The following is a 22796-nucleotide window of genomic DNA, read 5'->3' on the forward strand; positions in this document are numbered from 1 at the left end:
CTCCTTATGCGACATTGACCACACGGAACATACCCGCTTTCATGTGATACAACAGGTGACAGTGGAACGCCCAACTACCCGGCGCGTCTGCCGTTATCAATAACGACACTTTTTCGCTCGGCTTCAGGCTAATCGTATGTTTGCGTGGGCGTGGATACTGTCCGTTTTCAAGTTCCATCCACATACCGTGTAGGTGTATGGGGTGGTCCATCATCGTATCGTTTACCATCACCAACCTCAGTCGTTCTCCATGATGAAACTGAACCGGGCCATCCACTTCGGTAAACTTCTTCCCGTCGAAAGACCACATGTAACGCTCCATATTACCCGTTAAGTGCAGCTCTATCTGTCGTTCGGGCTCCCGCGTATCCGGCCATTCATGCGCGCCGACCAAGTCGGTATACACTAAGACTTTATGATCAACGTCTTCCAATCCAATCCCGGGTTCATGCAAACGGCTTACCGGGTTTGTAGCAATCATAGCCGCCCCGGCGCCATGTCCGGACTCACGGTGTTTGATTTTAATGTTTTCGACCGGGAGCTCTTTTTTGTGTGTCATTTTATGCGTCATATGGCTGTTATTGCCGCCCATATGCTTCATATTCATGCTATTGCCTTTCATATCACCGGACATCGCCATCGCTCCCATGCCCATAGCGGCCATGCCTCGCTCAGGAACTTGCCGTAGTTCAGGCACTTCAGCCTCAAGACCAAGTTCCGGCGTTAATGTACCTCTGACATAACCACTTCGATCAAAGCTCTCAGCATAAATAGTGTAAGGCTTGTTTTGCTTAGGCTGGACAATTACATCGTAGGTTTCCGCCACACCAATGCGGAACTCGTCAACTGGCACTGGCTTCACAGGCTGCCCGTCAGCGGCCACTACCGTCATCTCCAATCCAGGGATTCTTACGTCGAAGAAACTCATTGCCGAACCATTAATGATACGCAGGCGTACTTTTTCACCAGGCTTAAACAATGCTGACCAGTTCATCTGTGAATCGCGGCCATTCATCAGGTAGGTATAAGTACTGCCCGTCACATCCGCAATATCACGGGGGCTCATTCGCATTTGCCCCCACATTTCTCGTTGCTTCCAGGTTTTCTCTAACCCTTGCTGTCGCACGTCCTCGAAGGTCTCAAATATCGTACGTTTTTGATAGTTATAGTACCCCTCCGCAACTTTCAAGTTACGAAACACGGTATCCGGATCTTCGAATGTCCAGTCGCTGAGAATAATGGTATGTTCTCGATCAGCACCAATGTCTCCGTCTTTCGGTTCAATCACTAACGGCCCCAGGTGTCCCAATTGCTCCTGCAAACCGGAATGGCTGTGATACCAATAAGTTCCGTTTTGCTCGACATCGTAGCGGTATTTGAACGTTCGTCCTGGCTTTATCCCTTCGAAAGATACGCCAGGCACGCCATCCATATTCTCCGGCAATATAATTCCGTGCCAGTGAATTGACGTGTCTTCCGACAACCGGTTAGTCACATTTAGCTTTGCTCGCTGCCCTTCTTTTAAACGAATCAAAGGGCCCGGCATTTGGCCATTGATGGTTATTGGTGCTCCTACTTTATTTCCCACGAGCAGTGGGGACTTTGCAATGGTCAGATCAATCTCATCGTTTGTCAGGATCTGATCTTTAAAACTGCGTCCCTGAGGAGCAGCCCAAGTTGGGGCTACTTTGGCGATTGCTAAAGCAGACGCCACAGTGAATGCAGATTTAATAAACTTTCGACGCCCTTTGTTAAACTCATTGCTCATTATGACGCTCCTCTTTTGAGGTTAAATTTTGATAACGTTGAACGTCCTGTTCCTTATCAGACGGCTCATCAGAAACCGATGATTTAAACCCTTTAATCGCACTACCAAGATCGGAGCCCAGGGTTCGTAGCTTTTTACTACCAAAAAGAAGAATGACAATAACCAGTAAAACTCCTAACTGAACCATACTCATGCCGCCAAATCCCATAGCTAAAGCCCTCCATTTGAGAGTGCTTGCTGCTGCTCTAAACTTGCTATCTGCTGATAAGGTGTAATTGAACCGTCCTTTTTGATTTCATAGACCGTATACGGTTGAAACCGAGTACCCATTTCCATACCAACAGACCCTACCGGCATGCCAGGAACAGTTAATCCAATGCCATTTTCTGACTTTTTCCCAGCTAAATAATGAGAAACCAATGTAGGAGGAACGTGCCCCTCAAAGACATAGCCATTACTAGAAATAGCGGTATGACAGGATTGGACCTCGGCACTAATACCGGAGTCACGTTTTCGTTGGGTCAGGTTGTTCGGATGTTGTACGGACACACTAAAGCTATCGGGTAAAGCTTGTAACCACTTTTCACAGCAACCGCAGTTGGGATCTTTTAGAACGGTTAGTTGCTGCTCTTCTACATCGGTTGCAGATACAGACACGGAAAACAGCATCGCCAAAACAGCGATATTGCGTTTGATAGACATAATTATTCACCGATTAGTAAGTTTTAAGGAAACACGCCGAGCGTGTGTTAAATTTCTAGTAACTTATTAAGCGGTAATTATTGGGGGACGGAATAAATTAGACGCGTGTTTAGCACGAATTGAGGTGTCGATGGGCGCATCGACTTTGGCAGAGAGGTTAACTGCAGCAGCATTAACCGAAGAAGACTGTCCGACAAATAAAACCGAGCCGCCGGAGCAATGCCGAATTGTCATGTCAGCACAGCACGAGTTGTGCTTTTGCTTCTCATGTTCGCAGTCGCTTACGTCTGCTTTTTGCATCATGCTGTGCTGCATTTGTCCTTTACCATGACATGCGTGAGCATCTGCCGTTTGCGAAAACGACATCGACACCAATAGCACTGTCATTAATAACAGAATTCGAATTAGCACGAGCACCCTGCTTTTTGCAATTTAATAAACTTCAGTCTAACGTCATTTTAACGCATGTCAAATAAGGAGCAGATAATGATGAATCACGAAATGTTCGCAGGTATGGGCTTTCTATGGATGCTGATTGTGGGAGCTATTTTTATTGTTCCCGCATGGCGTATCTGCCAACGAGTTGGCTACCCTGGTCCATTGGGTCTTCTGATTGTTATCCCTATCGCAAATATCATTCTTCTTTACTTTATAGCGTTCGGCCCATGGAAAAATGTTGATAAATAGCTAATTCACTTTAACCAAAGCAACAAGTATAGCTTTTCATCTCTGATCAGAAGCACGAATTTATGGGTATACGGATTTAATGGTTGATGGGGCACCTTCACCCCATCAATCTGATACCACCCTCAGATGGTTGATAGATCGACTCCGTAGTTGAGTTCCTCTGCGAAGTCCGGCAGTCCGTAACCGATGGTTTTCTTGTAGAAAGGAGAGACCTTCGCAGTGGGTGCCTTCTTTTTGTGCTTCGTGGTGTAGAGCATTCGTGCCCGCATCACCTCGAAGGAGTAACCGCGCCCTTCACGGTTCTTGTCCTTGGCCAGTCGGTTGATGGACTCCGTGTAAGCGTTGGTGACGGGCATGTCCGTCTCGAAGTAGGTCATGGTCTCTTCGCGCCAGTTTCCCACTGCCCTGACCAGATCGCTCCAGACTTCCTTTTGGCCCTTCGGGATGGTGGCTATCCACTCGTCCAGGGCGGCTTCTGCCTGGAGCCGTGTGGTGGCGTCCCAGATGCCGTAGAAGCGCTCCTTGTGCTCGTAGGCGGCCAGCAGTTGCGGGAACGCGCCTGTCCAGGTCTCCATGATGAGGCGCTCCCGGTCTGAGACTTCGTGAGCGCGTTTCAGCAGGATTTTCCGGTCTCCCTTGAGAGTCCGGCTCTGGGACGGTTTCAGCTCCTTTCTGAGGCCCTTGCGCACTCTCTCTAGGGCATCGTTGGCCATGCGCACCACATGGAACTTATCGACCACGATACGGGCCTGGGGCAGCACAGCCTTGACCGCTGCATTCCTCGCAGGCGATGGGATCGGGCACGTCCACCTGGAAGTGCATTTCGTCGTCGGTTGATTTGCAGCCCAGTACTTGGTATTGCGGCAGGTGAAGGATGTTGTCGGGAAGTTCGGTCATGGTGTTGTATAGGCGTAGGTGTCAGTCAGATCCATCCGGCTCGGCATTGGTGTTTGCTTTTTTACCCAACAAGCTGCTGGAAACGAAAAGTAAGGCACCGAGGACAATTGCAATATCAGCCAGGTTGAAGGCCGGCCAATGCCAGTCTCGCCAATAGAAATCAAAGGAATCCACAACATAGCCGCGAAAGACCCGGTCAATCAGGTTGCCCATGGCGCCACCGAGGATAAGACTGTAAGCGATGGCTTCTCCTTTATGACGATTTTCAAGGATCAGCTTGATCAGAAAAATCGAGACCACTACCGCGACTCCGATAAAAAAGTAGCGCTGCCAGCCTCCACCATTCGCAAAAAGACTGAATGCGGCACCGGTGTTCCATAGGTGCACCCAGTTAAAGAACGGGGTCACCGAAACATACTCGCCATAGGCCATTGATTGCTGCACCAGCCACTTTACAGCCTGATCAGACGCTGCCAGCAGGCCCGATATGGACAATAGGGCATACGGCGAGAGCTTTTTGCCAATAATGAGCATTATTTAACCCTTCAACGCCAAAATGCGTCTGGCACCGTTAAGTACAATGCCCCCCGCGATGGTGCCGATAATCAGATCCGGATAATTGGAACCGGTCCACGCGACCAGGGCGCCGGCGGTGATGACCCCCAGGTTGATCACCACGTCGTTGGCCGAGAATATCCAGCTTGCCTTCATGTGCGCCCCGCCTTCCCGATGTTTGGATATGAGCAGCAGACAACTGGTATTGGCAATCAATGCGACGAATGCGATAGCCATCATCACCAGCGATTCAGGCTCACTACCGAATACAAAGCGTCTCACCACCTCTACGAGCACGCCCACAGCCAAGATCAGTTGCAGTACACCAGCAAGATGCGCGGCACGTACCTGCATTTTCACGCTATGTCCAACCGCATAAAGGGCAAGCCCGTACACCGCCGCATCGGCAAAATTGTCCAGGGATTCTCCAATCAGGCCGGTGGACTGGGCGATCAGACCGGCAGTCATTTCCACCACGAACAGAAGTGCATTGATGCCGAGCAACCAGCGCAGGGTCCCGGATTCTTGCTTAGCAGAAGCTGCCGAAAACTCGGCGGCCTTGATGGTCTCCGGATTTGCAGCGACGGTTTCCTGAAGCGAGGCGCCTAGCCCCAAGGTCTTCAGTTTCGAGGTGACGGGCTCGACCTCGCCGTCATGCACGACCTTCAGCCGGCGGTTCGACAAGTCGAAGGACAGCGCCCGAATCTCCTCAAAGCCGTTCAGGGCTAGGCGAATCATTCGTTCTTCTGATGGACAGTCCATCTTCGGCACGGCATAAACACTGACCCATTCCCCCGACGCATCGGAGGAGGCCTGCATATCGGTATCCGCTGCGGACGTTGCATCACCGCCACAGGCGCCACCACAGGATTTGCTCATGATACGACTCCACTTGAACAATGTTGTGGTACCATTTTAAACTATAAAGCTACTATAAGGTCAATAGAGTAAAGAATCCGTTGGGGAGGAGGCTGATGCGCATTGGTCAGTTGGCGCAGTTGGTAGGGGTCGAAACACAGACGATCCGCTTCTATGAACAGCAGGGCTTGTTGCCGCCGCCTGATCGGCAGGACAACGGTTACCGTGTCTATACCGAGAAGCATGGTGAGGGGCTGGCCTTCATCCGTCGCTGCAGAATCCTGGGCCTGTCACTGGCTGAGATTCACGAACTACAGAGCTATCAGGACGACCCTCATCAGCCTTGTACCGCCGTCAACGCCTTGCTCGATGATCACATCTCTCATGTGCGGTCGCAGATAACCGTTCTGCAAGCGCTTGAGAAACAACTCGTTTCACTGAGAGCGAGTTGCAACGATGACCGGGAAGTTGAGGCGTGTGGGGTTCTTGCTGGAATTAGCGAAGGAAACATGCACCAGCAGTAGGTGAAGCATCAACCAGATAATCCGATGAGATGCCGGTCTGTCTCACTCTCATGCAAAGGTAAGATCAACCATTTAATCCGCTTACCCGAATTTATTTGCCACTACACGTTCACAAGTTGCAGACCACTATAGCTATGTTCAACGTGTTAAGCGAGTATTGGGCATAGCCAAAAAGTTAAAAGATTCATTTGTGAAAAAGCTTTCAATCAAAAAACTAAAGCTGAAGTTTTAGTAACAAGGTAAGTAACACGCTTGAATCTTAATATTTTTTATCCACTATAAAACAATAAGTTATTAGATCTTATCGATTCCGCCTCCGGCACCAACTTCTTCCTAAAGCCCTGCACTCGTGCGGGGCTTTTTCGTTTCTGAGCAACGGATGTAACACACTTAGTAACACAGTTCAGTAGCCTGACTACTCGTTTCAAATAACGCTTAAATAATTCTTTTATACGGCTTCGTGTGAAATACCTTCACGAATTTTTAAGCATCGCACCTGATGCAATAGCATCAGGCTGCGACACTAAGTCACATGAATAATTTCAACGGACTGCAGACCTCGGTTGGTCTTCCATTGAATTGTCTGGCCAACAGACAAACCAATGAGAGCAGCGCCTAACGGGGCAAACACCGAGAGGCTGTCCTCAAATTTATCAACCTGATCAGGAGCCGTTAGTGTTTTAGTGAATACCTTACCCGTTTCTAACACCTTAAAAGTGACTTGTTTATTCAAACTCGCAACATTCTCCGGCATTTCAGCAGGCTCAAGCACTTCTGCACGGGCTAATTCAGCTTCCAGTTCATCTAAAAACTCAGGCGGCAAGCGGGTTTCTTCCATGCTCTGCTCAATAACGGCCAAATCAAAAGTCGATATCGTTATTTTTGGTTTTGTGTCCATGTTTCTTCTCCATTAAAAAAGGGCTCCGAAGAGCCCTTTATTAGTTACTCATCAGAAAGCTTCTTTTTCTTCTTTTGTTTACGTTTCTCTTTTAACGTCATCTGAGGTTTCTTCTTTTCTTTCTCTTTACTCATTGGATTCACCTTATCTGTTCAATATCTAAAATGACTTAAGCTATTGCACAACTAAGTTACTCCAAGGCTCTACCCTCCTTAAGGCATGAGTGTTTAAAGGTCTGTAATTACTTTTCTTTGGTTTACAGAAATAACGTCCCACTTGTCAGTTCTTCTGCCAAATTCAGTCACCGCAACATCCCCTAATTTGAGCCCCAACAACGCCGATCCTAAAGGCGATATAAAGGAAATCATCTGCTCTTCGGGCTCTGCCAGTTCCGGTGGCACTAAAGTGACGGTCAACTTTTCCCGGGTCTCTCTATTTTTAATAGTCACAGAGGAACCAACCGTTATTCGCCCCAGTAATCTTGAGCTGTTCTTTTGGCTAAATTCAAGCCGTTCCAGCAATATACTCAGCTCAATAGGATCCATTAACATTCTTTGTCCCGCATTTTGAAAAATCGGATTACCTAAACATACTGACCCCTTACAGGGTCTAAACATGCGCATAAGCACGGCTTTATCTCCAACCGAACTAATGAATAAATAACTGTGGAATTACAACAATAGAAGAACAGCCGAACGCATGAGCTGCGTTCGGCTTAATTTGGAAAGGTGAGAGCGGTACTCTGTATTGAGTAGTTATACTTAAACATGATGTCCTCAAAACAACTTGAGAACATCATAGCCCGTTAAAAATTTAAAGCAAGCGGGTAAAACCAGGCTTACAAAAGGTTAAACGGGTCATCCATTGCACGCGACGGCTCGGTAAACCACACCGGGCCGTCGTCGGTTATATAGAAATGATCTTCTAAACGGACGCCAAAAGCGTTTGGTTTAATGACCATCGGCTCGTTGCTAAAGCACATTCCCGGTGCCAATACGGTTTTATCACCGCCCACCAGATAAGGCCATTCATGTAAATCCATGCCAATACCATGACCGGTTCGATGAGGGACACCGGGTAACTGATAATCGGCTTTTAAACCAAGCTTAGCGAGTTCTTCCCGTACGGCATCGTCAACCGACTCGCAGGTGTTACCGTTATGCGCGGCATCAAATGCAGCTTGCTGAAGCTGTCGCTCGTATTGCCAGAATGTCTTTTGCTCAGCATTAGCCTCACCGAATGGATACGTGCGGGTAATGTCAGAATGGTAACCATGTAACTTGCAACCGGTATCAATTAATACCCAGTCATTTTTTTCCAATTTTTGCTCATGACTGACGCCATGCGGGTAACTGGTCCCCTGACCAAACAATACAATGCAGAAGAAAGATCCACTTGCGCCCACTTTGCGATGAGCTTCGTCAATAAACGCTCGTACTTCTGAGGCCGTCACCCCTTCCTGTAGCATTGCCCCGGTCGCACGATGCACCGCCATGGTCATATCCATTGCGGTTTGTATGAGTGCAAGTTCAGCTTTTGACTTATGCATGCGACACTCAGCGGTAACCACTTTTGCGTCGCACATTTGCGCTGCCGGATAGCGCTCCTCAAGGTTTGAAACAATGCTATAAGACGATGACTCGTCCAGCGCGAGTTTACCCTTGGTCAATTCATTCTCTTTCAGAAAATCAATAATATAATCGTAGGGTGATTCGTGTTCTTCCCACAGCAAGGTCTTCATTGGCAGGCTCATCGCCTGCGTTAATGACCCAATCTCAAACGCAGGCGCTATTAATGTAACCGCGCCTTCGACAGGAACAATAGCGCCCACCAGGCGCTCACTTGGGTACCATTTTAAACCGGTAAAATACTCTAAATTAGTACCCGCGTTTAAATACATCGCATCGATGCCTTTGGCTCGCATCAATGTCTGGGCTTTGTCGACTCTCGCCTGATACTCTTCTAATGTAATGGGCTGAACATTAAGCGTCATATCTTCTAATTCGTCGAGGGCGGTCTTTGCATCGGTAATGCCTACACCGTGGGTCATTCTGCCTCCTAAAATGTCATTTCGTATGAACAACGAGATTAAAGTAGATGGTCGATTCTGCTAAATAATGGCGAAATATAATAGTCAGATTTAGGATTCAATTTTTAAAGCACTGATTTATATAGGTTTTGTTTTTGGCTTAACTCTTGCACTATGACTCATAATAAAAAGACAAGAACAACAAGGAACCATCATGAGTGTTAAATTCGAAGACCGACCTTTAGAGAAAGTCCGTGAAGAAACCATCGACCAACTGGTCATGAACTATGGTCATGGAGAGCTTTCATCAGAAGCGTTTGAGCGACGTCTTGATGAGGCTATGGATGCAACGGAGCATAGTCAACTTGCTGCGCTAGTAGAAGACCTTGAGCTGAAGCCTGACACGTCGTACGACAGCATGAAAGAACAAAAATTCTCGCCACACTATGGTGAAGGACGCGCCCAGCCAACGGAAAATGTCGTCTCTATTTTGTCATCCAATGAGCGAACAGGTGTGTGGACCGTTCCGCGTGAAATAACGGTGTATGATTTTCTGGGCTCTGTCGAACTCGACTTTACGGATGCCGTATTCCAACACCCCGATGTGACGATCAAAGTGGTCGGGATGCTTTCAAGTCTCGAGATTTACGTGCCTGAAGAAATCATGATAAGCACCAACGTATTTAATATTCTTGGCTCCACTGAAAACAAAGCGCCGTCCATGGGAAACCTGAAGCAAGTTCCCCATATTCGCATTGAAGGCTTTCACGTGCTCGGTTCGGTTGAGGTAAAAGTCAAACGCACCATTAAAGAGAAATTCGTGGCTTTTGCAAACAGCCTGAAAGAAACCTTTAACTCAAAGAACTTCTACTAAGCAGCAGCCAGCTGTGCCAAATACTCGTCATAACTGCCGGCAAAGTCGCGTAAGCCTTTGTCGGTAATTTCGATAATGCGCGTCGCCAGTGAAGACACAAACTCGCGGTCGTGACTGACAAACAACAAGGTACCCTCAAACTGCTCCAGCGCCAGGTTCAGAGACTCTATGGACTCCATATCCAAATGGTTCGTGGGTTCATCCATCACCAAGATATTGGGCTTCTGAAGAATGAGCTTACCGAATATCATCCGCCCTTTTTCGCCACCGGATAAAATCGATACCGGCTTTTGAATATCATCCGCAGAAAACAGCATACGTCCCAACACGCCGCGTATCGACTGCTCGTCATCACTCGGTTGCTTCCATTGATACATCCATTCGTACACGGTCATTTCCTGCTTAAACAGGTGGGCGTGGTCTTGCGCATAGTAACCAATATTGGCATTTTCGGACCATTTAATACTGCCAGAGTCCGGTGTGTAGTCGCCCATTAAACACTTCAGCAGCGTTGTTTTACCAATACCATTGGCACCAATAATAGCGACTTTCTCGCCCACTTCTACCGAGGTACTCAGGCCTTTCAATACCGCCTGCTCGTCAAAGCTTTTACGCACATTCTCAGTTTCAAGCGCCAACCGATACAGCTTCTTCTCTTGCGTAAAACGAATGTACGGATTCACCCGGCTTGAAGCTTTCACTTCTTCCAGCTGAATTTTTTCCATTTGTCGTTGACGCGATGTAGCCTGTTTAGCTTTTGACGCATTCGCCGAGAAGCGGCTGACAAAACTCTGCAGCTCTGCAATCTTCTCTTTCTTCTTAGCGTTATCGTTCATCAGTTGCTCACGCGCCTGAGTGGCGGCAAACATGTATTCATCATAGTTGCCCGGATACACACGTAGCTCGCCGTAATCAATATCGGCCATGTGCGTACAAACCGTGTTCAGAAAGTGACGGTCGTGCGAGATAATGATCATGGTGCTTTGCTTTTCCGCCAGCACCTCTTCTAACCAACGAATGGTGTTAATGTCCAGGTTGTTGGTCGGCTCATCCAGCAGCATAATATCCGGCTCAGAAAACAGCACCTGCGCCAGTAACACCCGAATTTTGACACCCGGCGCCAGTGCCGACATCAAGCCAAAGTGCTGCTCGACCGGTATACCTAAGCCCAACAGCAATTCGCCGGCGCGAGACTCGGCTGTGTAACCGTCCATCTCGGCAAACTCGGTTTCTAAGTCGGCAACCCGCATGCCGTCTTCTTCACTCATCTCACCGCTGCTGTATATACGATCCCGCTCTTCTTTTACCGCCCACAGCTCTTCATGACCCATAATAACGGCATCAACCACGCTGTATTCCTCGTAGGCAAACTGGTCCTGGCGCAACTTACCAATGCGGGTATTCGGCTCCAGTGACACGTTACCGGCGGACGGCTCTTGCTCTCCACTTAAAATGCGCATAAAGGTCGACTTACCGCAGCCATTAGCACCAATAAGGCCGTAACGATTGCCATTGCCAAATTTAACAGAGATATTTTCAAAAAGAGGCTTCGCACCAAATTGCATGGTGATATTTGCAGCAGAAATCACGTAATCTATATCCAGAATGAGGGAGTAAAAATTGAGCGCGCAATGTACGTGTTTTTCCCGTAAATTACAAAGAAAGATTCACAAAAAGGTAAATAGACGATGCAAATGTCCTGGACTGATGTTTCCACGAATTTTAGTAAAATTTGGAATACCGAGCTTTGGAAAACCGGCGACGCACAAATTCATTTAAGCCAGGTTATTATTGCCCTGGCACTCATTGTTGTAGGTGTTATTGTCATTCGATGGGTGGGTTCACGGCTGGTCAAGCGCGCACTGAAATCCAGCCACGCGTCGCAAAATACGATTTTCGCCTTTCGTAAGTTATTTTCATTTTTAGCTTACGTGCTTATCGTACTTATTGCTCTTCCGGTTGCCGGCATACCTATTACGATATTTGCCGTACTCGGTGGTGCACTGGCCATTGGTGTGGGTTTTGGTGCTCAGAACTTATTGAATAACTTAATATCAGGCATGATTCTGATTGCCGAGCGCCCTATTCGTATTGGCGATATTGTCGAGCTGGAAAATGAACGAGGCCGCATTGAAGAAATTGGTAATCGGTGTGTGCGAATTAAGCGCTATGATGGTGTTCATGTTCTGGTGCCAAACAGCTACTTTCTGGAGCAACGCGTGGTTAACTGGACGCTGGTTTCAACAGAAATACGCAGTACGGTGACAGTAGGAGTGGCTTATGGCTCACCGATAGATAAAGTACGCGAGCTGATGTTGGAAGCAGCCAGTAAACACGAAAAAATTGTTCAGGAACTGCCAATTGAAGTGTTCTTCGATGACTTTGGTGACAACAGCTTAACCTTTAATTTAATGTTCTGGACAGCGGTTGAAGCCCCTATGGATATTCGTCGTGTTCAGTCCGATATTCGTTTTAAAATAGATAAGCTCTTCGCCGAAAGCAACATTGTTATTGCCTTCCCGCAACGCGACGTGCATTTAGACACGCTAAAACCGCTGGAAATAAAAATGACAAAAGCAGACGCATAGACGCATAAAAAAAGCCACCTCAGATGAGGTGGCGTGCAATTACAACAATAACAACCAGGGATTACTTCGTTTAAAACTCGTAGCTGTAACTCAAGCTAACGACGGTTCCTACTTCTTTACTACGGACTAAAATGTCCGATTGGTTCACTTCCTGATCTTCACCCAGCAAGTTTTCCACTTTTAAGCCAATCTTTGAGTTGAAGTTCGGGTAGTAATTGTAAACCAAGTCCAGTGAATGGAATGGTTGCTCATAAGCGTCATCACGACCACCAACACCGGCTGCCAGAATGCGTTCACCAAAGACGTTGTAAACCAACGAGGTTGAGTGCTCACCGTTAGCAGAATCGTAGTTTAACTGGAAGTTAGCGACATACTCTGAATGTCCGGTCATACGCTTCGTCGGGTTGGTTAAGTTACCCGCCAACGCAGGGTCAATCGACGCTTCTGAGTCACTCCAGGTTAAGTTACCTGAGGTGAAGAAGCCGTTCGCCAGGTAGCCTAAGTCGTGCAACCACTCAAACTCAACCCCGTAGACTTCAGCGGACTCACCGTTAACATAGGTCAATGTGTAGTCTTCATCTCCGACACGAAGTACCGACTCTATCGGGTTCGAAATATCCTTATAAAACGCTGCAACGGTGTAGTTATCTCCGTTATCCGCATAGTACTCGAAACGAGCGTCGTAGTTTTTCAAGTCACTACTTTGCAGGCCAGCAGTACCAAAGGTACGAATGTCTGTAACCGGGTCGTAGTAAGCGACAGGTACCGTTTCACGCAAGTCCGGGCGAACGACTGTTTCACCATAACCAAAGCGAAGCTGGTAATTATCACTTGCCATGTAGGTCAGCGACAAAGCAGTATAAATATCGTCTTCGGAAATCGAACTGTCGACAACGCGCTGAGGATTAAAGTAATTATTTAAATCCTGCTCGTCGAAAATTAAGCTCGAGGTCGCCAATGACACTTGTTTAAAGTCTTCGTAGCGAATACCACCACTGACACGCCAGGTATTGTCGAATATGGCGTCGAACTCACCGTAATACGCATCAATTTTCTGAGCGGCTAAATAGTCGTCTGCATTTGGCGCGCCCGGTTCACGGAAGGTAATACGAAAATCGTTTTCGTCAATGACCTCATCCGTCAAATAACCGGTAACACCCAATACATTGTCCAAGTCATCCAACACAGACAGGCGTGAACCTGAGGCGTTATCCAAACTGAAGCGACTGGTGCTGTAATAACGAGCTTTATCCATAAAGTCATAACCCGCTTTCAGCTCCAGCTCAATACCAGACAACATAATTGGGAGCGAGAAGTTACCACCGTAAGATTTCACGTTGTCTTCCATGTCAACGAACTGGAAAATCGCCCGGTTGTCATCACCCGTTACACGAGTCTCAGAGAAGCTTCCATCAGTGTTGTAGATGTCATCAAAACGGTAAGACACATCGGTCGGAATGTCCGTTTCCGCTTTTGACTCTGTGTACTGCCAGTCAAACCCAACACCCCAGTAGTCCATAAAGGTGTGCTGACCGCGGAATTGGTCAACATCCAGAACACGCTCTTCATATTTAAACTCATGCTCTCGGTTAGCTATACCCGTTCCTGCAATGGTTTTTAAGTTACTGCCGTTCGGGCTTTGCTTAATACCAAATTCTGACTCGTCCTCTGAGTCTTCCAGATAAATTTTGGTATAGCTAACGTTGTGAGTGTCGAGCTGATAGCCCGCCGTTAAGAAACCATTTAAACGTTCAGTTTCTGTGGTTACAGTGGTTTCAGACAAAGTGTTGTAACACGAGTTAGAAACGTCTTCCGCGGTTTCTAAGGACGTTGAACAGCCTGCTTCGGCGTTGTTACTAATGACGGCATTACGACGCTCTGATGCATCCCAGTCATTGTCGTAGGAAGCAGCAGCCAATACGCCAAAGGTTCCGCCAAACCAGGACTCATCAAAGCTGTTACCCAAGGTCGCTTTTAAATCAAAGTTAGGGTCTAACGACTCTTCCTGAAGCACCATATCTCGCGGCAATTGCTTAGCCAGCGACGCGTTGATGGCACGAGCCTGATCCCCCGCGCTAGTACCGCTGCCAGTTAAGCCGTCGGTATTAATAATATTACGTAAGCTAAAATCGCCTTCGTATCGACCAATAGCGTCCTGAATTCCCGCAGGAATGCCACTGTCGTTGCGGTTATAGGTATAGCCTTCGTCGGCATTACTGTTTAGACCGACACCGGCTTCAACATTAAAGACAAAGTCATTCGGCAATGAACGCGTGCGAATATCGATATTACCGCCACCAAAAGCCGCCGGCATCGACGGTGAAAATACCTTTTGTACCGCCATGCTTTCAATAATGGTCGATGGAATAATGTCCAGCGGCACCACATTACGCGTTAAGTCCGGGCTCGGTATGCTAGCGCCGTTGATGCGCGCACTGGAGTAACGCTCACCTAAACCACGAACATAGATGAACTTACCATCGACAAGGGTCAAACCGGTGACTCGACGCAGCGCTGAAGCAGCGTCACTGTCACCAGAGCGAGATAGCTGTTCTGCGCCTAAAATGTCCGCCACAAAAGCTTGATTTTTACGCTCTTCAACAACTGCAGCCGCACTTCCTTGCAAACGACTGCCGGTAGTCACCACTTCTTCAATAGTTGACTCACGTTCTACGTTAGTTTCATCAGCTTGTTGTGCCAATGCTGCCGGGCTTGTCGCAACCAGACCAAGGCTAACCGCTAACGCTACAGGCTTGAGTTTGTAGTGGTTTTTCATAACTAACTCCTACACTAAAATCGGAAAATAGGCGCAACTCATGTGCGCCTATTCATTAACCTGTAACTCAACTTAGTCCTGCTCAGAAGCTGTTACTGCGTTGTCTACCCACTGATACCACTCAGAGCTGGTGTCGTCGTTAGACAATGCACCGATGAAATCAACCGGGGTAAAGAAGTCATCGTTCAGTGCGGTTAAGTCATCCGCTGCAATGGTGATTGATGAAGACATATCCGTTGAAATGCCGTCGTCATTCAGCACAGTTGCTGAACCATCCAGAATTTCATTCTCACTGTCGTTTTGATACCACTGGGTGTAGGTTTCGCCGTCAGAGAAAGTATTGTCACCGGTGTTCACAAAGTTGTTAGTACACGCCAGTACTGAGCTATAGAAGTCCAGGCCACCGTTATCAACACCCGCTTCACCGTCTGACGTGAAGAAGACACAGCCGTCATCTGCCGTACCGTTTTCTTTGATTTTCAGTACGTTGTACATTTGACCCTGGAAGTTATCGTCAAATTTCGTAGCGATTGAAGGGTCGTTATCACGTACGGATGTGCCGTCGGTAGTGATAATAGTCACGTTAGCGATAGTCGGTGCAGATGTTGGTGCTTGCGAGTAGTCCGGACCATTGTTTTTCTCACCGTCAGCCTCAAAACCACCGTTACCCATGTAGTTGGTCTGACCATCAACAGTCACTGTGCCGTGCTTAATGAACATGAACTGAGCTCGGCCCTGCCAGCCTGCATCCATATCAATTGAGTCGTCCTGAGTATCGGTTACTACAATATGCTTCAGGTCAGCCGCACCACCGAAAAACTCGATGCCGTCATCAAAACCCTGATGAATGTGAATGAATTCGTAAGAAGAGCCTGAACCTACTGCGTTCAACGTTAGTGAGTTCAAGTCGTCACCATCACCGCCGTCACGAGGGCCTGAGCCTGCGTACCAAATTTGTGCGTACTTCATTGAGCCACTGTTGTCAGTGTTGTCGTTACCGCCGTAGAAGCTGACAATACCTTCCGATTCACGGTTACAGGTACCACCGTCACGTTCAGCATCAGTACATTCGTTGGTAACACCATTACCGTTGATGATGATACCGCCCCAGTCCGCGTAGCGTGGGGCGTCGCCGGAGACGTTTAAACGGTCAAACTCATTTGCTGAGGTAAATTTAATAGGCTTATCGAACGTACCAATGGCGTTCAACTGAGCGCCTCGGGCAACCTGAATAATCGCTTCACCTGATGTGAAGGCTAAGATAGCGCCTGGCTCAACCGTCATCACCGGACCATTTTGGTTAATTTCACAATCGGTTGTGGTGTCACAGTCTTCGCCAATCTGCAAAGCACCTTCGAACACGTGAACACCGCCATCCGGTAGCTCATCAAACGTAATGTCTTCAGTAATTTCAATCGTTGCGCTGGCAAAGTCAGTGTCATAAGAGCAGTCTTGACCGTCATACTCACCCTGAACGTCTGCGTAAGTCGCACACGGGTTTGATGAGCCGCTGTCACCACCTGTGTCGCCACCTGCATTTGAACCACCGCCGTTGTTCACAGTTGGGGTTACGTTGATATCGCCACCACAGCCCGCTAAGAAAAGTGCTGCACTTACCGCAGAGATTTTAAATAAGGTATTGAATTTCATTGGGTTCTCCCGACTTCTTGATATCATGTTGTGATTTAAGTCGGGAGCAGATTAAGACGCTTGCATGACAGCATTGTGACAACACAAAAGTGTCACAAAATATTCACGGTTCTGTAACCAAAACTCGAGTTTTTGATCTTTGCACTTGTTGGATAAGTAACCCTAACCTGACTAACAAGCCGAGCGAAAAATTAACTGTTCGTTTGGCTGCTCAAGGTGGTATTCCATGGCCAGCTCGTCGCAGTTGGCCAGCCTTGGGCAAATCTCACAGTCCTTCATGACCTTTTCCGGTAAGGTGTCTTTCGAGCAATGGTCAAAACCCTGCTGCTCAAAAAAGTCCGGCACCCGGGTCAGTACAATCACCCGGTTTAGCTGCAACAAACGGGCTTTTTTCAGTAAGTAAGCCACCAGCATACGACCCTGACCACGCACCTCGGTTTTTGGATTAACACCCAGCGAACGAATTTCCGCTAAGCCCGTGGTGTAGATATACAAAGACGCACAGCCCATGACCTTGCCGTTCACTTCGGTCACCGCAAATTCATTAATTGAGTGCACAATGTCATCCTTCGCTCGTGGCAGGTTCTCGCCGGCTCCGGCCCAATGCTGAACTAAGTCTAAAATGGCACCAATATCCCCCAGGTTAGCGTCACGCACCTGGATCTGCTGTTGCTGCTGTGCCGCTTTTAAGGCTTCATTCACCCGTTGCGGCGAGGTACCGCCCAGCGCGCAGCGTTTTTCCAGCAGAGCATCCAGCGTCAGCCAGTCATAAACGTCATTTTCAATAACCGGAGCCACTGCCTGAAAGGCTTCCAGTGACATATCTTCCAACGGCTTTTGCGCCTGAATAGCCTGTTGCACCAGCTCTCCGACATTGTGATGTGCCTGTCGGAAGGGAATACCTTTGGACACCATATAGTCCGCGAGCTCAGTCGCATTGGCATAACCGCCTTGCGCAGACTTACGACAAGCCTCCTGATTAACCGTCAGACCATTCAGGGTCGAAGTCACCATAGCCAGTGACGCCTGCCAGGTGGTAAAGGCATCGAACAGCCCTTCTTTGTCTTCCTGCATGTCTTTGTTGTAGGCCAATGGCAACGCTTTTAAGGTCATCATTAAGCCGGTTAATGAACCCACCACCCGACCACTTTTACCCCGCACTAACTCCAGTGCGTCCGGGTTCTTCTTCTGCGGCATCAGCGAAGAGCCGGAAGTCACGTTATCGGCCAGCTCAATAAAGCCTGCTTCGCCGGAGTTGTAGAAAATCAAATCTTCCGCCAAACGCGACAAATGCAGCATCGACAGCGACGCGGTGCTTAATAGCTCCACCACAAAATCACGGTCAGATACCGAGTCCAGACTGTTGCGCGTTGCTTCACTGAAACCGAGCTCGCTGGCAATGGATTCGCGGTCGACTGCATACGCCGTACCCGCCAAAGCTCCGCAACCTAAAGGGCTTTTGTTGAGTCGGTCAGTAGCGTCTTGTAAGCGCTCACTATCGCGCTGCAGCATTTCCACGTAGGCCAGGCACCAGTGCGCCAGCAAAACCGGCTGCGCCCGTTGCAGGTGTGTGTAACCGGGTATGACCGTGTCTTTTTCACGTTGCGCAAGGTCCAGTAATGCCTGCTGAGTTTGCTTCAGAGACTGCTGCAGAACTCCGGCCTGCTCGCGGCACCACAAGCGTAAATCGGTCGCTACCTGATCATTACGGCTGCGCCCGGTATGCAACTTTTTAGCTAAGTCCCCTACCTTGGCTATCAGTGCCGCCTCCACAAACGAATGAATATCCTCATCACCGCCCACCGCGACTGCCGCAGGGTCTTCGCGCACTTCACTGAGCAGTTCACTCAATGCCTGCTGTAACTGCTGACATTCATCACTGTTCAATACGCCAACCTTGTGCAGCGCATTTGCCCAGGCTTTAGAGCCGGTAATGTCCTGCTCGGCCAACACATAGTCAAACGGCAGCGAGTCATTAAATTGCTGAAATGCGGCATCGGGTGCTGCCGCAAAACGTCCACCCCATAGCGCCATAATCTACCCCTTTTGCTGCTTCTGTAACGCCGCTATCCGGCTGGGAAGGGAGAACAACCGAATAAAACCTTCGGCGTGCGCCTGGTTATAGACTTCGTCCTCACCAAAGGTCGCAAAGTCTTCGCTGTATAAGCTATTCGGTGAGCGCTTCTGAACCGCAGTCACTGAGCCTTTATAGAGCTTCAGTACGACCTCACCGCTGGCGGTCGAACACAGTGACTGCGCGGCAGCCATCACCGACTGTTGCAGCGGTGTGAACCAGCGTCCGTCATACAGCAATTGCGCGAACTGCTCGCTTAGCTGAGCTTTCCAGCTGCGGCTGGTTTTATCCAATACCAACTCATCAATCGCCTGCAACGCTACCATCATAACGGTACCGCCAGGGGTTTCGTAGCAGCCGCGGCTTTTCATGCCCACTAAACGGTTTTCCACAATATCCACGCGCCCGACACCATGTTTCGCGGCAATGTCATTCAACACATCCAGGCATTCAAAAGGCGACAGCGCCTTGTCATTCACCGCCGTAATTTCACCATTTTTGACCTTAACGGAAACATACTCCGGTTTATCCGGTGCCTGCTCGGGCGATGTCGTCATGGTCCAGACTTTATCCGTTGGCTCACACCAGGGGTCTTCCAGTTCGCCGCCTTCGTGCGAAATATGCCAGGCGTTGGCATCACGGCTGTAGATTTTGGTGGCTGACGCCGAGCACGGGATATCCCGCTCCGCCAAATAACCCAACAGAGACTCGCGGCTGCTCAGCTCCCACTCGCGCCACGGAGCTATCACGTGTAAGTCAGGAGCTAAAGCGGCGTAGCAGGACTCAAAGCGGACCTGATCATTCCCTTTACCGGTACAACCGTGCGCCAGCGCATCCGCACCCACTTTACGGGCCACCTCAACTTGCGCTTTGGCAATAATCGGACGCGCCATGGCCGTACCCAGCAAATAGGTGCCTTCGTAAATGGCTCCGGTTTTGAGTGTTGGGTACACGTAGCTCTTCACAAACTCGTCTTTTAAATCAACCACGTGGCATTCGGACGCACCGGACGCTTTGGCTTTTTCTTCCACGCCTTCCAGCTCTTCGGCGCCCTGGCCAACATCAGCCACAAAAGCCACCACTTCACAGCCATAATTTTCTTTTAGCCAGGGCACAATGGCCGAGGTGTCCAGACCGCCAGAATAGGCCAATACAACTTTCTTCACGTGACTCATGAGGCTTTCTCCATAGATTCTGGCAGTACTGCTGCCGTTGGGTTTAATAACAGGGTTAATAAAGCGTTTTGCGCGTAAAGCCGGTTCTCGGCCTGCTGAAAACAGCGCGACAGTGGGCCGTCCATAACATCGGAGGTAATTTCATAGCCGCGGTGTGCCGGCTGGCAGTGCAGCACCGAAGTGGCACCACTGTGCTCAACCAGCTGCGCGTTAATTTGATAGGGGTGGAAAATCTCGCGTACTTCATCCAGAGGTTTGTCATCCCCCATGGACACCCAGGTGTCGGTGTAGAGTGCGTCGGCGCCTGCCACCGCAGCAATATCGTGCGTCACCACAATGTTGGCGCCGCTCTTCTTCGCCAAAGCCTTCGCTTTTTTCACAAGGTCCGCATTGGGCTCATAGCCTTTCGGGCAAATAATGGTGCAATCGGTGCCTACTGTGGCGGCGGTTAGCATCAGTGAATGCGACACGTTATTGCCGTCACCTAGGTACACCAGCTTCAAGCCCTTCACCTTGCCGTACTGCTCCTGCAAGGTTAGAAAGTCCGCCAGTGCCTGGCAGGGATGAAACAAGTCGCACAGGCTGTTCACCACAGGCACCGAAGCATGCTGCGCTAATTCCTCTAAAGTACTGTGCGACATCACCCGGGCGACAATGGCATCCGCCCAGCAGGAGAGGTTGCGGGCGTAGTCGGCGACGGTCTCGCGCACGCCCATGCCTTGGCCCTGCTCGTTCAGGTACACGGCATGACCGCCTAATTTCTGCAAACCAATGTCAAAAGACAGCCGCGTGCGTAAACTTGGCTTTTCAAATAAGGTGACCACGCTCTTGCCTGACAGCGTGTGTTGGTATTTTTCGGGGTAGGCTTTTTGCGCTTGCGCTAACGCCAATAACTGTAAAGTGTCAGCCGGAGAAAACTCCAGCCCGGATAAACAATGTTTCATCATACTTACTCACTAATCTGTGTGCCTGAAAAGGGGTTATTCATTACATTCCAACTGCCAATTCGCACACATCGTCGTAAGCGTTTTGCGGCGCTCAACGCCCCGCGAACTTTTACCTCCATGCCGTCTTTAATCACTCCCGCCTGGGTAAGTTGCTGAATAGATTCTGAATTGAGATGGCTTAAAGGGGTTCCAGTGCCGTCCAACACCGCTTCAACGTCGGTAATAAACAACAAGTCGGCATTGTAGGTGGCAGCGACGGCCACAGCGGCGTCGTCGGCATTCACATTGAACCAGTCGCCGTTTTCGCCAAAGCCAATAGAGCTGATAATGGGTAGGTAGCCATGCATCAGTAAGTCGGCCAACAGCCCGGGCACCGGCTCCGTATTCGGAACCTGACAAAGACCAACCTGACCTAAGTTTTCAGACTGTTTAGCACAAAGAACGCCCGCTTCATAAAGCGTCAAACCAATAGGTTTTAAACCTGCGGTAATAGCTTGTTTCATTAAGGTTTTATTGGCCGCACCCGCCAGACCACCAACTATGTAGGGCATGTGTTGCTCAGGGCTGACTCTTAAACCGTGCTGCTTTTCGCTGTGCAAACCGGCTGTTGTCAGCCACTGCTGCACCAGGCCACCACCACCGTGTATGAGCACAATTTCATCATCGTTTTGTTTCAGTGACTGAAAAAGCGCACTTAGAGCTTTCGGTTGTTCCAGCAGACTGCCGCCGAGTTTAATAACCTTCACAGCAAGCCCTCCTCAACCGGCAGCCCCTGTTGCAGATTAATGCACTGAATGGCCTGACTCGCCGCGCCTTTCAGTAAGTTATCAATTGCCGACAGCACAATGAGTTGGTTACCCTGCCGGTGCCAGCCAATATCCACAAATGGCTGCTGCACCACGTCCTTAATAGCGGGGCGGCTTTGACTTTTCGCCCGTACCAAAGGTGTATTCGCATAGCACTGATAAGCGTTGGCAAGGTCATCGTCAGTCACCGTGTCATTCAAGGTTGCATAAACGGTTGCTAAGATGCCTCTCGGGAAGTTTGCTAAATGCGGCGTGAAAAGCACCTCTTGTTGCAGCTGTTGAGCTATTTCCGGTGTGTGCCTGTGACCAAAGAGTCCGTAAGCTTGTAGCGATAACTCAGCACCGTGACTGGTCAGTGATGCTTTACGTCCTGCCCCGGTAACACCAGATACCGCATTTACAATCACTTTTTTGTCGGTAAGCAACGCTTTTTGTTTTAGCGGAAGCAGCGCCATTAATGCAGCAGTTGGATAACAGCCGGGCACCGCAACCAGCTGTGCGGTTGTAATATCCGCAGCGTGCCACTCAGCCAGACCATACACCGCTCTGTCTAACCAGTCGGTGTGCTTGTGCTCAAAGCCATAAAATTCGGAATACTGGTTTACATCGTGCAGCCGAAACCCACCAGACAAGTCGATAACTTTAAGCCCCGCCTGCAAAAAATCGGGTGCCAATGCCACACTAACCGCATGATCCGTGCATAAAAATACGGTGTCCGCCTGCTCAGTAATTGCTGCTTTGGCATCACTCGACAAGGGTTGCAAAGGTACAGCTAAAGAATGTGCATATTGCGGATGCAAATCGCTGAGCAAGGTGCCTGCATCACTGCTATGCTCAGACACATAGCAGCCAAACAGCTTTAAAGCTGAGTGCTTTTGTACTAACCGTGAGAGCTCGGCGCCAACATAGCCGCTAGCCCCAATCACGACGACAGTGTGTGACTGTTGTGTCTGGTACTGCATGAAAAAACCATTGCTGTTTATGCTTA

The 22796-nt window shown here is 49.0% G+C and carries 21 protein-coding genes and 1 pseudogene; 4 read left to right on the forward strand and 18 right to left on the reverse strand.

Annotated elements, in window-relative coordinates:
- Positions 1 to 4: 4 nt before the first annotated feature.
- The 4 genes from UM402_RS09745 to UM402_RS09760 all read right to left on the reverse strand — a co-directional run bounded on the left by UM402_RS09745 (position 5) and on the right by UM402_RS09760 (position 2881).
- Positions 5 to 1768: a copper resistance system multicopper oxidase gene (locus UM402_RS09745; RefSeq protein ID WP_053954068.1), complete on the reverse strand. Its 1764-nt coding sequence runs from the start codon at positions 1766 to 1768 to the stop codon at positions 5 to 7.
- A complete protein-coding gene (tatA, locus tag UM402_RS09750; RefSeq protein WP_053954069.1) occupies positions 1758 to 1976 on the reverse strand; it encodes a twin-arginine translocase TatA/TatE family subunit in 219 nt (72 codons plus the stop codon). The genes UM402_RS09745 and tatA overlap by 11 nt, the downstream gene beginning before the upstream one ends.
- Before the next feature lie 2 nt (positions 1977 to 1978).
- Positions 1979 to 2470, reverse strand: coding sequence for a DUF411 domain-containing protein (locus tag UM402_RS09755; RefSeq protein ID WP_006956253.1), 492 nt, complete (start codon positions 2468 to 2470; stop codon positions 1979 to 1981).
- Between the two features lie 66 nt (positions 2471 to 2536).
- Positions 2537 to 2881, reverse strand: coding sequence for a hypothetical protein (locus tag UM402_RS09760; protein ID WP_054490579.1), 345 nt, complete (start codon positions 2879 to 2881; stop codon positions 2537 to 2539).
- A gap of 75 nt (positions 2882 to 2956) precedes the next feature.
- Here UM402_RS09760 and UM402_RS09765 point away from each other — a divergent pair, with 75 nt between their 5' ends.
- The gene (locus tag UM402_RS09765) at positions 2957 to 3157 is read left to right on the forward strand and encodes a hypothetical protein (protein WP_006956255.1); all 201 of its coding nucleotides are present in this window, start codon (positions 2957 to 2959) and stop codon (positions 3155 to 3157) included.
- A 122-nt stretch (positions 3158 to 3279) separates the two neighbouring features.
- Here UM402_RS09765 and UM402_RS09770 read toward each other — a convergent pair.
- From UM402_RS09770 to UM402_RS09780, 3 genes and pseudogenes are all read right to left on the reverse strand, one after another.
- Positions 3280 to 4054 (reverse strand): annotated as a pseudogene (locus UM402_RS09770) (transposase).
- A gap of 21 nt (positions 4055 to 4075) precedes the next feature.
- Positions 4076 to 4588, reverse strand: a complete 513-nt coding sequence (lspA, locus tag UM402_RS09775) for a signal peptidase II (protein ID WP_322295298.1) — start codon at positions 4586 to 4588, stop codon at positions 4076 to 4078.
- Positions 4589 to 4591: 3 nt separating this feature from the next.
- Positions 4592 to 5488: a cation transporter gene (locus tag UM402_RS09780; RefSeq protein WP_322295299.1), complete on the reverse strand. Its 897-nt coding sequence runs from the start codon at positions 5486 to 5488 to the stop codon at positions 4592 to 4594.
- A gap of 95 nt (positions 5489 to 5583) precedes the next feature.
- Between UM402_RS09780 and cadR the strand changes: the two genes are divergently transcribed.
- Positions 5584 to 5991 carry a Cd(II)/Pb(II)-responsive transcriptional regulator gene (gene cadR, locus UM402_RS09785; protein WP_322295300.1) on the forward strand — a complete coding sequence of 136 codons (408 nt, stop codon included), beginning with the start codon at positions 5584 to 5586 and terminating at the stop codon, positions 5989 to 5991.
- A gap of 523 nt (positions 5992 to 6514) precedes the next feature.
- Here the strand turns inward: cadR and UM402_RS09790 are convergent.
- From UM402_RS09790 to UM402_RS09800, 3 genes are all read right to left on the reverse strand, one after another.
- Positions 6515 to 6889: a GreA/GreB family elongation factor gene (locus tag UM402_RS09790; RefSeq protein ID WP_058576685.1), complete on the reverse strand. Its 375-nt coding sequence runs from the start codon at positions 6887 to 6889 to the stop codon at positions 6515 to 6517.
- Positions 6890 to 7116: 227 nt separating this feature from the next.
- On the reverse strand, positions 7117 to 7434 hold the full coding sequence (locus UM402_RS09795) for a GreA/GreB family elongation factor (protein ID WP_322295301.1): 318 nt from the start codon (positions 7432 to 7434) through the stop codon (positions 7117 to 7119).
- Positions 7435 to 7727: 293 nt separating this feature from the next.
- Complete coding sequence (locus tag UM402_RS09800; RefSeq protein WP_058576686.1) at positions 7728 to 8939, reverse strand: M24 family metallopeptidase; 1212 nt, start codon at positions 8937 to 8939, stop codon at positions 7728 to 7730.
- Positions 8940 to 9132: 193 nt separating this feature from the next.
- Here UM402_RS09800 and UM402_RS09805 point away from each other — a divergent pair, with 193 nt between their 5' ends.
- Positions 9133 to 9792, forward strand: coding sequence for a DUF1707 SHOCT-like domain-containing protein (locus UM402_RS09805; RefSeq protein ID WP_058576687.1), 660 nt, complete (start codon positions 9133 to 9135; stop codon positions 9790 to 9792).
- Here UM402_RS09805 and UM402_RS09810 read toward each other — a convergent pair.
- A complete protein-coding gene (locus tag UM402_RS09810; RefSeq protein WP_058576688.1) occupies positions 9789 to 11381 on the reverse strand; it encodes an ABC-F family ATPase in 1593 nt (530 codons plus the stop codon). The two genes, UM402_RS09805 and UM402_RS09810, sit on opposite strands and share 4 nt — an antisense overlap.
- 99 nt (positions 11382 to 11480) lie before the next feature.
- Between UM402_RS09810 and UM402_RS09815 the strand changes: the two genes are divergently transcribed.
- Entirely contained in the window at positions 11481 to 12380 is a 900-nt protein-coding gene (locus UM402_RS09815) for a mechanosensitive ion channel family protein (protein WP_058576689.1), read from the forward strand.
- A gap of 70 nt (positions 12381 to 12450) precedes the next feature.
- Here UM402_RS09815 and UM402_RS09820 read toward each other — a convergent pair whose 3' ends face one another.
- The 7 genes from UM402_RS09820 to argC form a co-directional block, all read right to left on the reverse strand.
- Positions 12451 to 15156, reverse strand: a complete 2706-nt coding sequence (locus tag UM402_RS09820; protein ID WP_053954442.1) for a TonB-dependent receptor domain-containing protein — start codon at positions 15154 to 15156, stop codon at positions 12451 to 12453.
- Positions 15157 to 15228: 72 nt separating this feature from the next.
- Complete coding sequence (locus UM402_RS09825; protein ID WP_053954441.1) at positions 15229 to 16806, reverse strand: hypothetical protein; 1578 nt, start codon at positions 16804 to 16806, stop codon at positions 15229 to 15231.
- Positions 16807 to 16977: 171 nt separating this feature from the next.
- Positions 16978 to 18840, reverse strand: a complete 1863-nt coding sequence (argH, locus tag UM402_RS09830; protein ID WP_058576690.1) for an argininosuccinate lyase — start codon at positions 18838 to 18840, stop codon at positions 16978 to 16980.
- A 3-nt stretch (positions 18841 to 18843) separates the two neighbouring features.
- Positions 18844 to 20055, reverse strand: a complete 1212-nt coding sequence (locus UM402_RS09835; protein WP_058576691.1) for an argininosuccinate synthase — start codon at positions 20053 to 20055, stop codon at positions 18844 to 18846.
- Positions 20052 to 21002 (reverse strand): ornithine carbamoyltransferase, encoded by a 951-nt coding sequence (locus tag UM402_RS09840; protein ID WP_058576692.1) that lies wholly within the window; start codon positions 21000 to 21002, stop codon positions 20052 to 20054. Before UM402_RS09840 ends, UM402_RS09835 begins: the two co-directional genes overlap by 4 nt.
- Before the next feature lie 2 nt (positions 21003 to 21004).
- The gene (gene argB, locus UM402_RS09845) at positions 21005 to 21748 is read right to left on the reverse strand and encodes an acetylglutamate kinase (protein ID WP_058576693.1); all 744 of its coding nucleotides are present in this window, start codon (positions 21746 to 21748) and stop codon (positions 21005 to 21007) included.
- Positions 21745 to 22770: an N-acetyl-gamma-glutamyl-phosphate reductase gene (argC, locus tag UM402_RS09850; RefSeq protein ID WP_058576694.1), complete on the reverse strand. Its 1026-nt coding sequence runs from the start codon at positions 22768 to 22770 to the stop codon at positions 21745 to 21747. The genes argB and argC overlap by 4 nt, the downstream gene beginning before the upstream one ends.
- Positions 22771 to 22796: the final 26 nt, after the last annotated feature.

It is taken from the genome of Idiomarina sp. OXR-189 (assembly GCF_034373425.1).
In the GTDB taxonomy this organism is placed as follows: Bacteria; Pseudomonadota; Gammaproteobacteria; order Enterobacterales; family Alteromonadaceae; genus Idiomarina; species Idiomarina zobellii.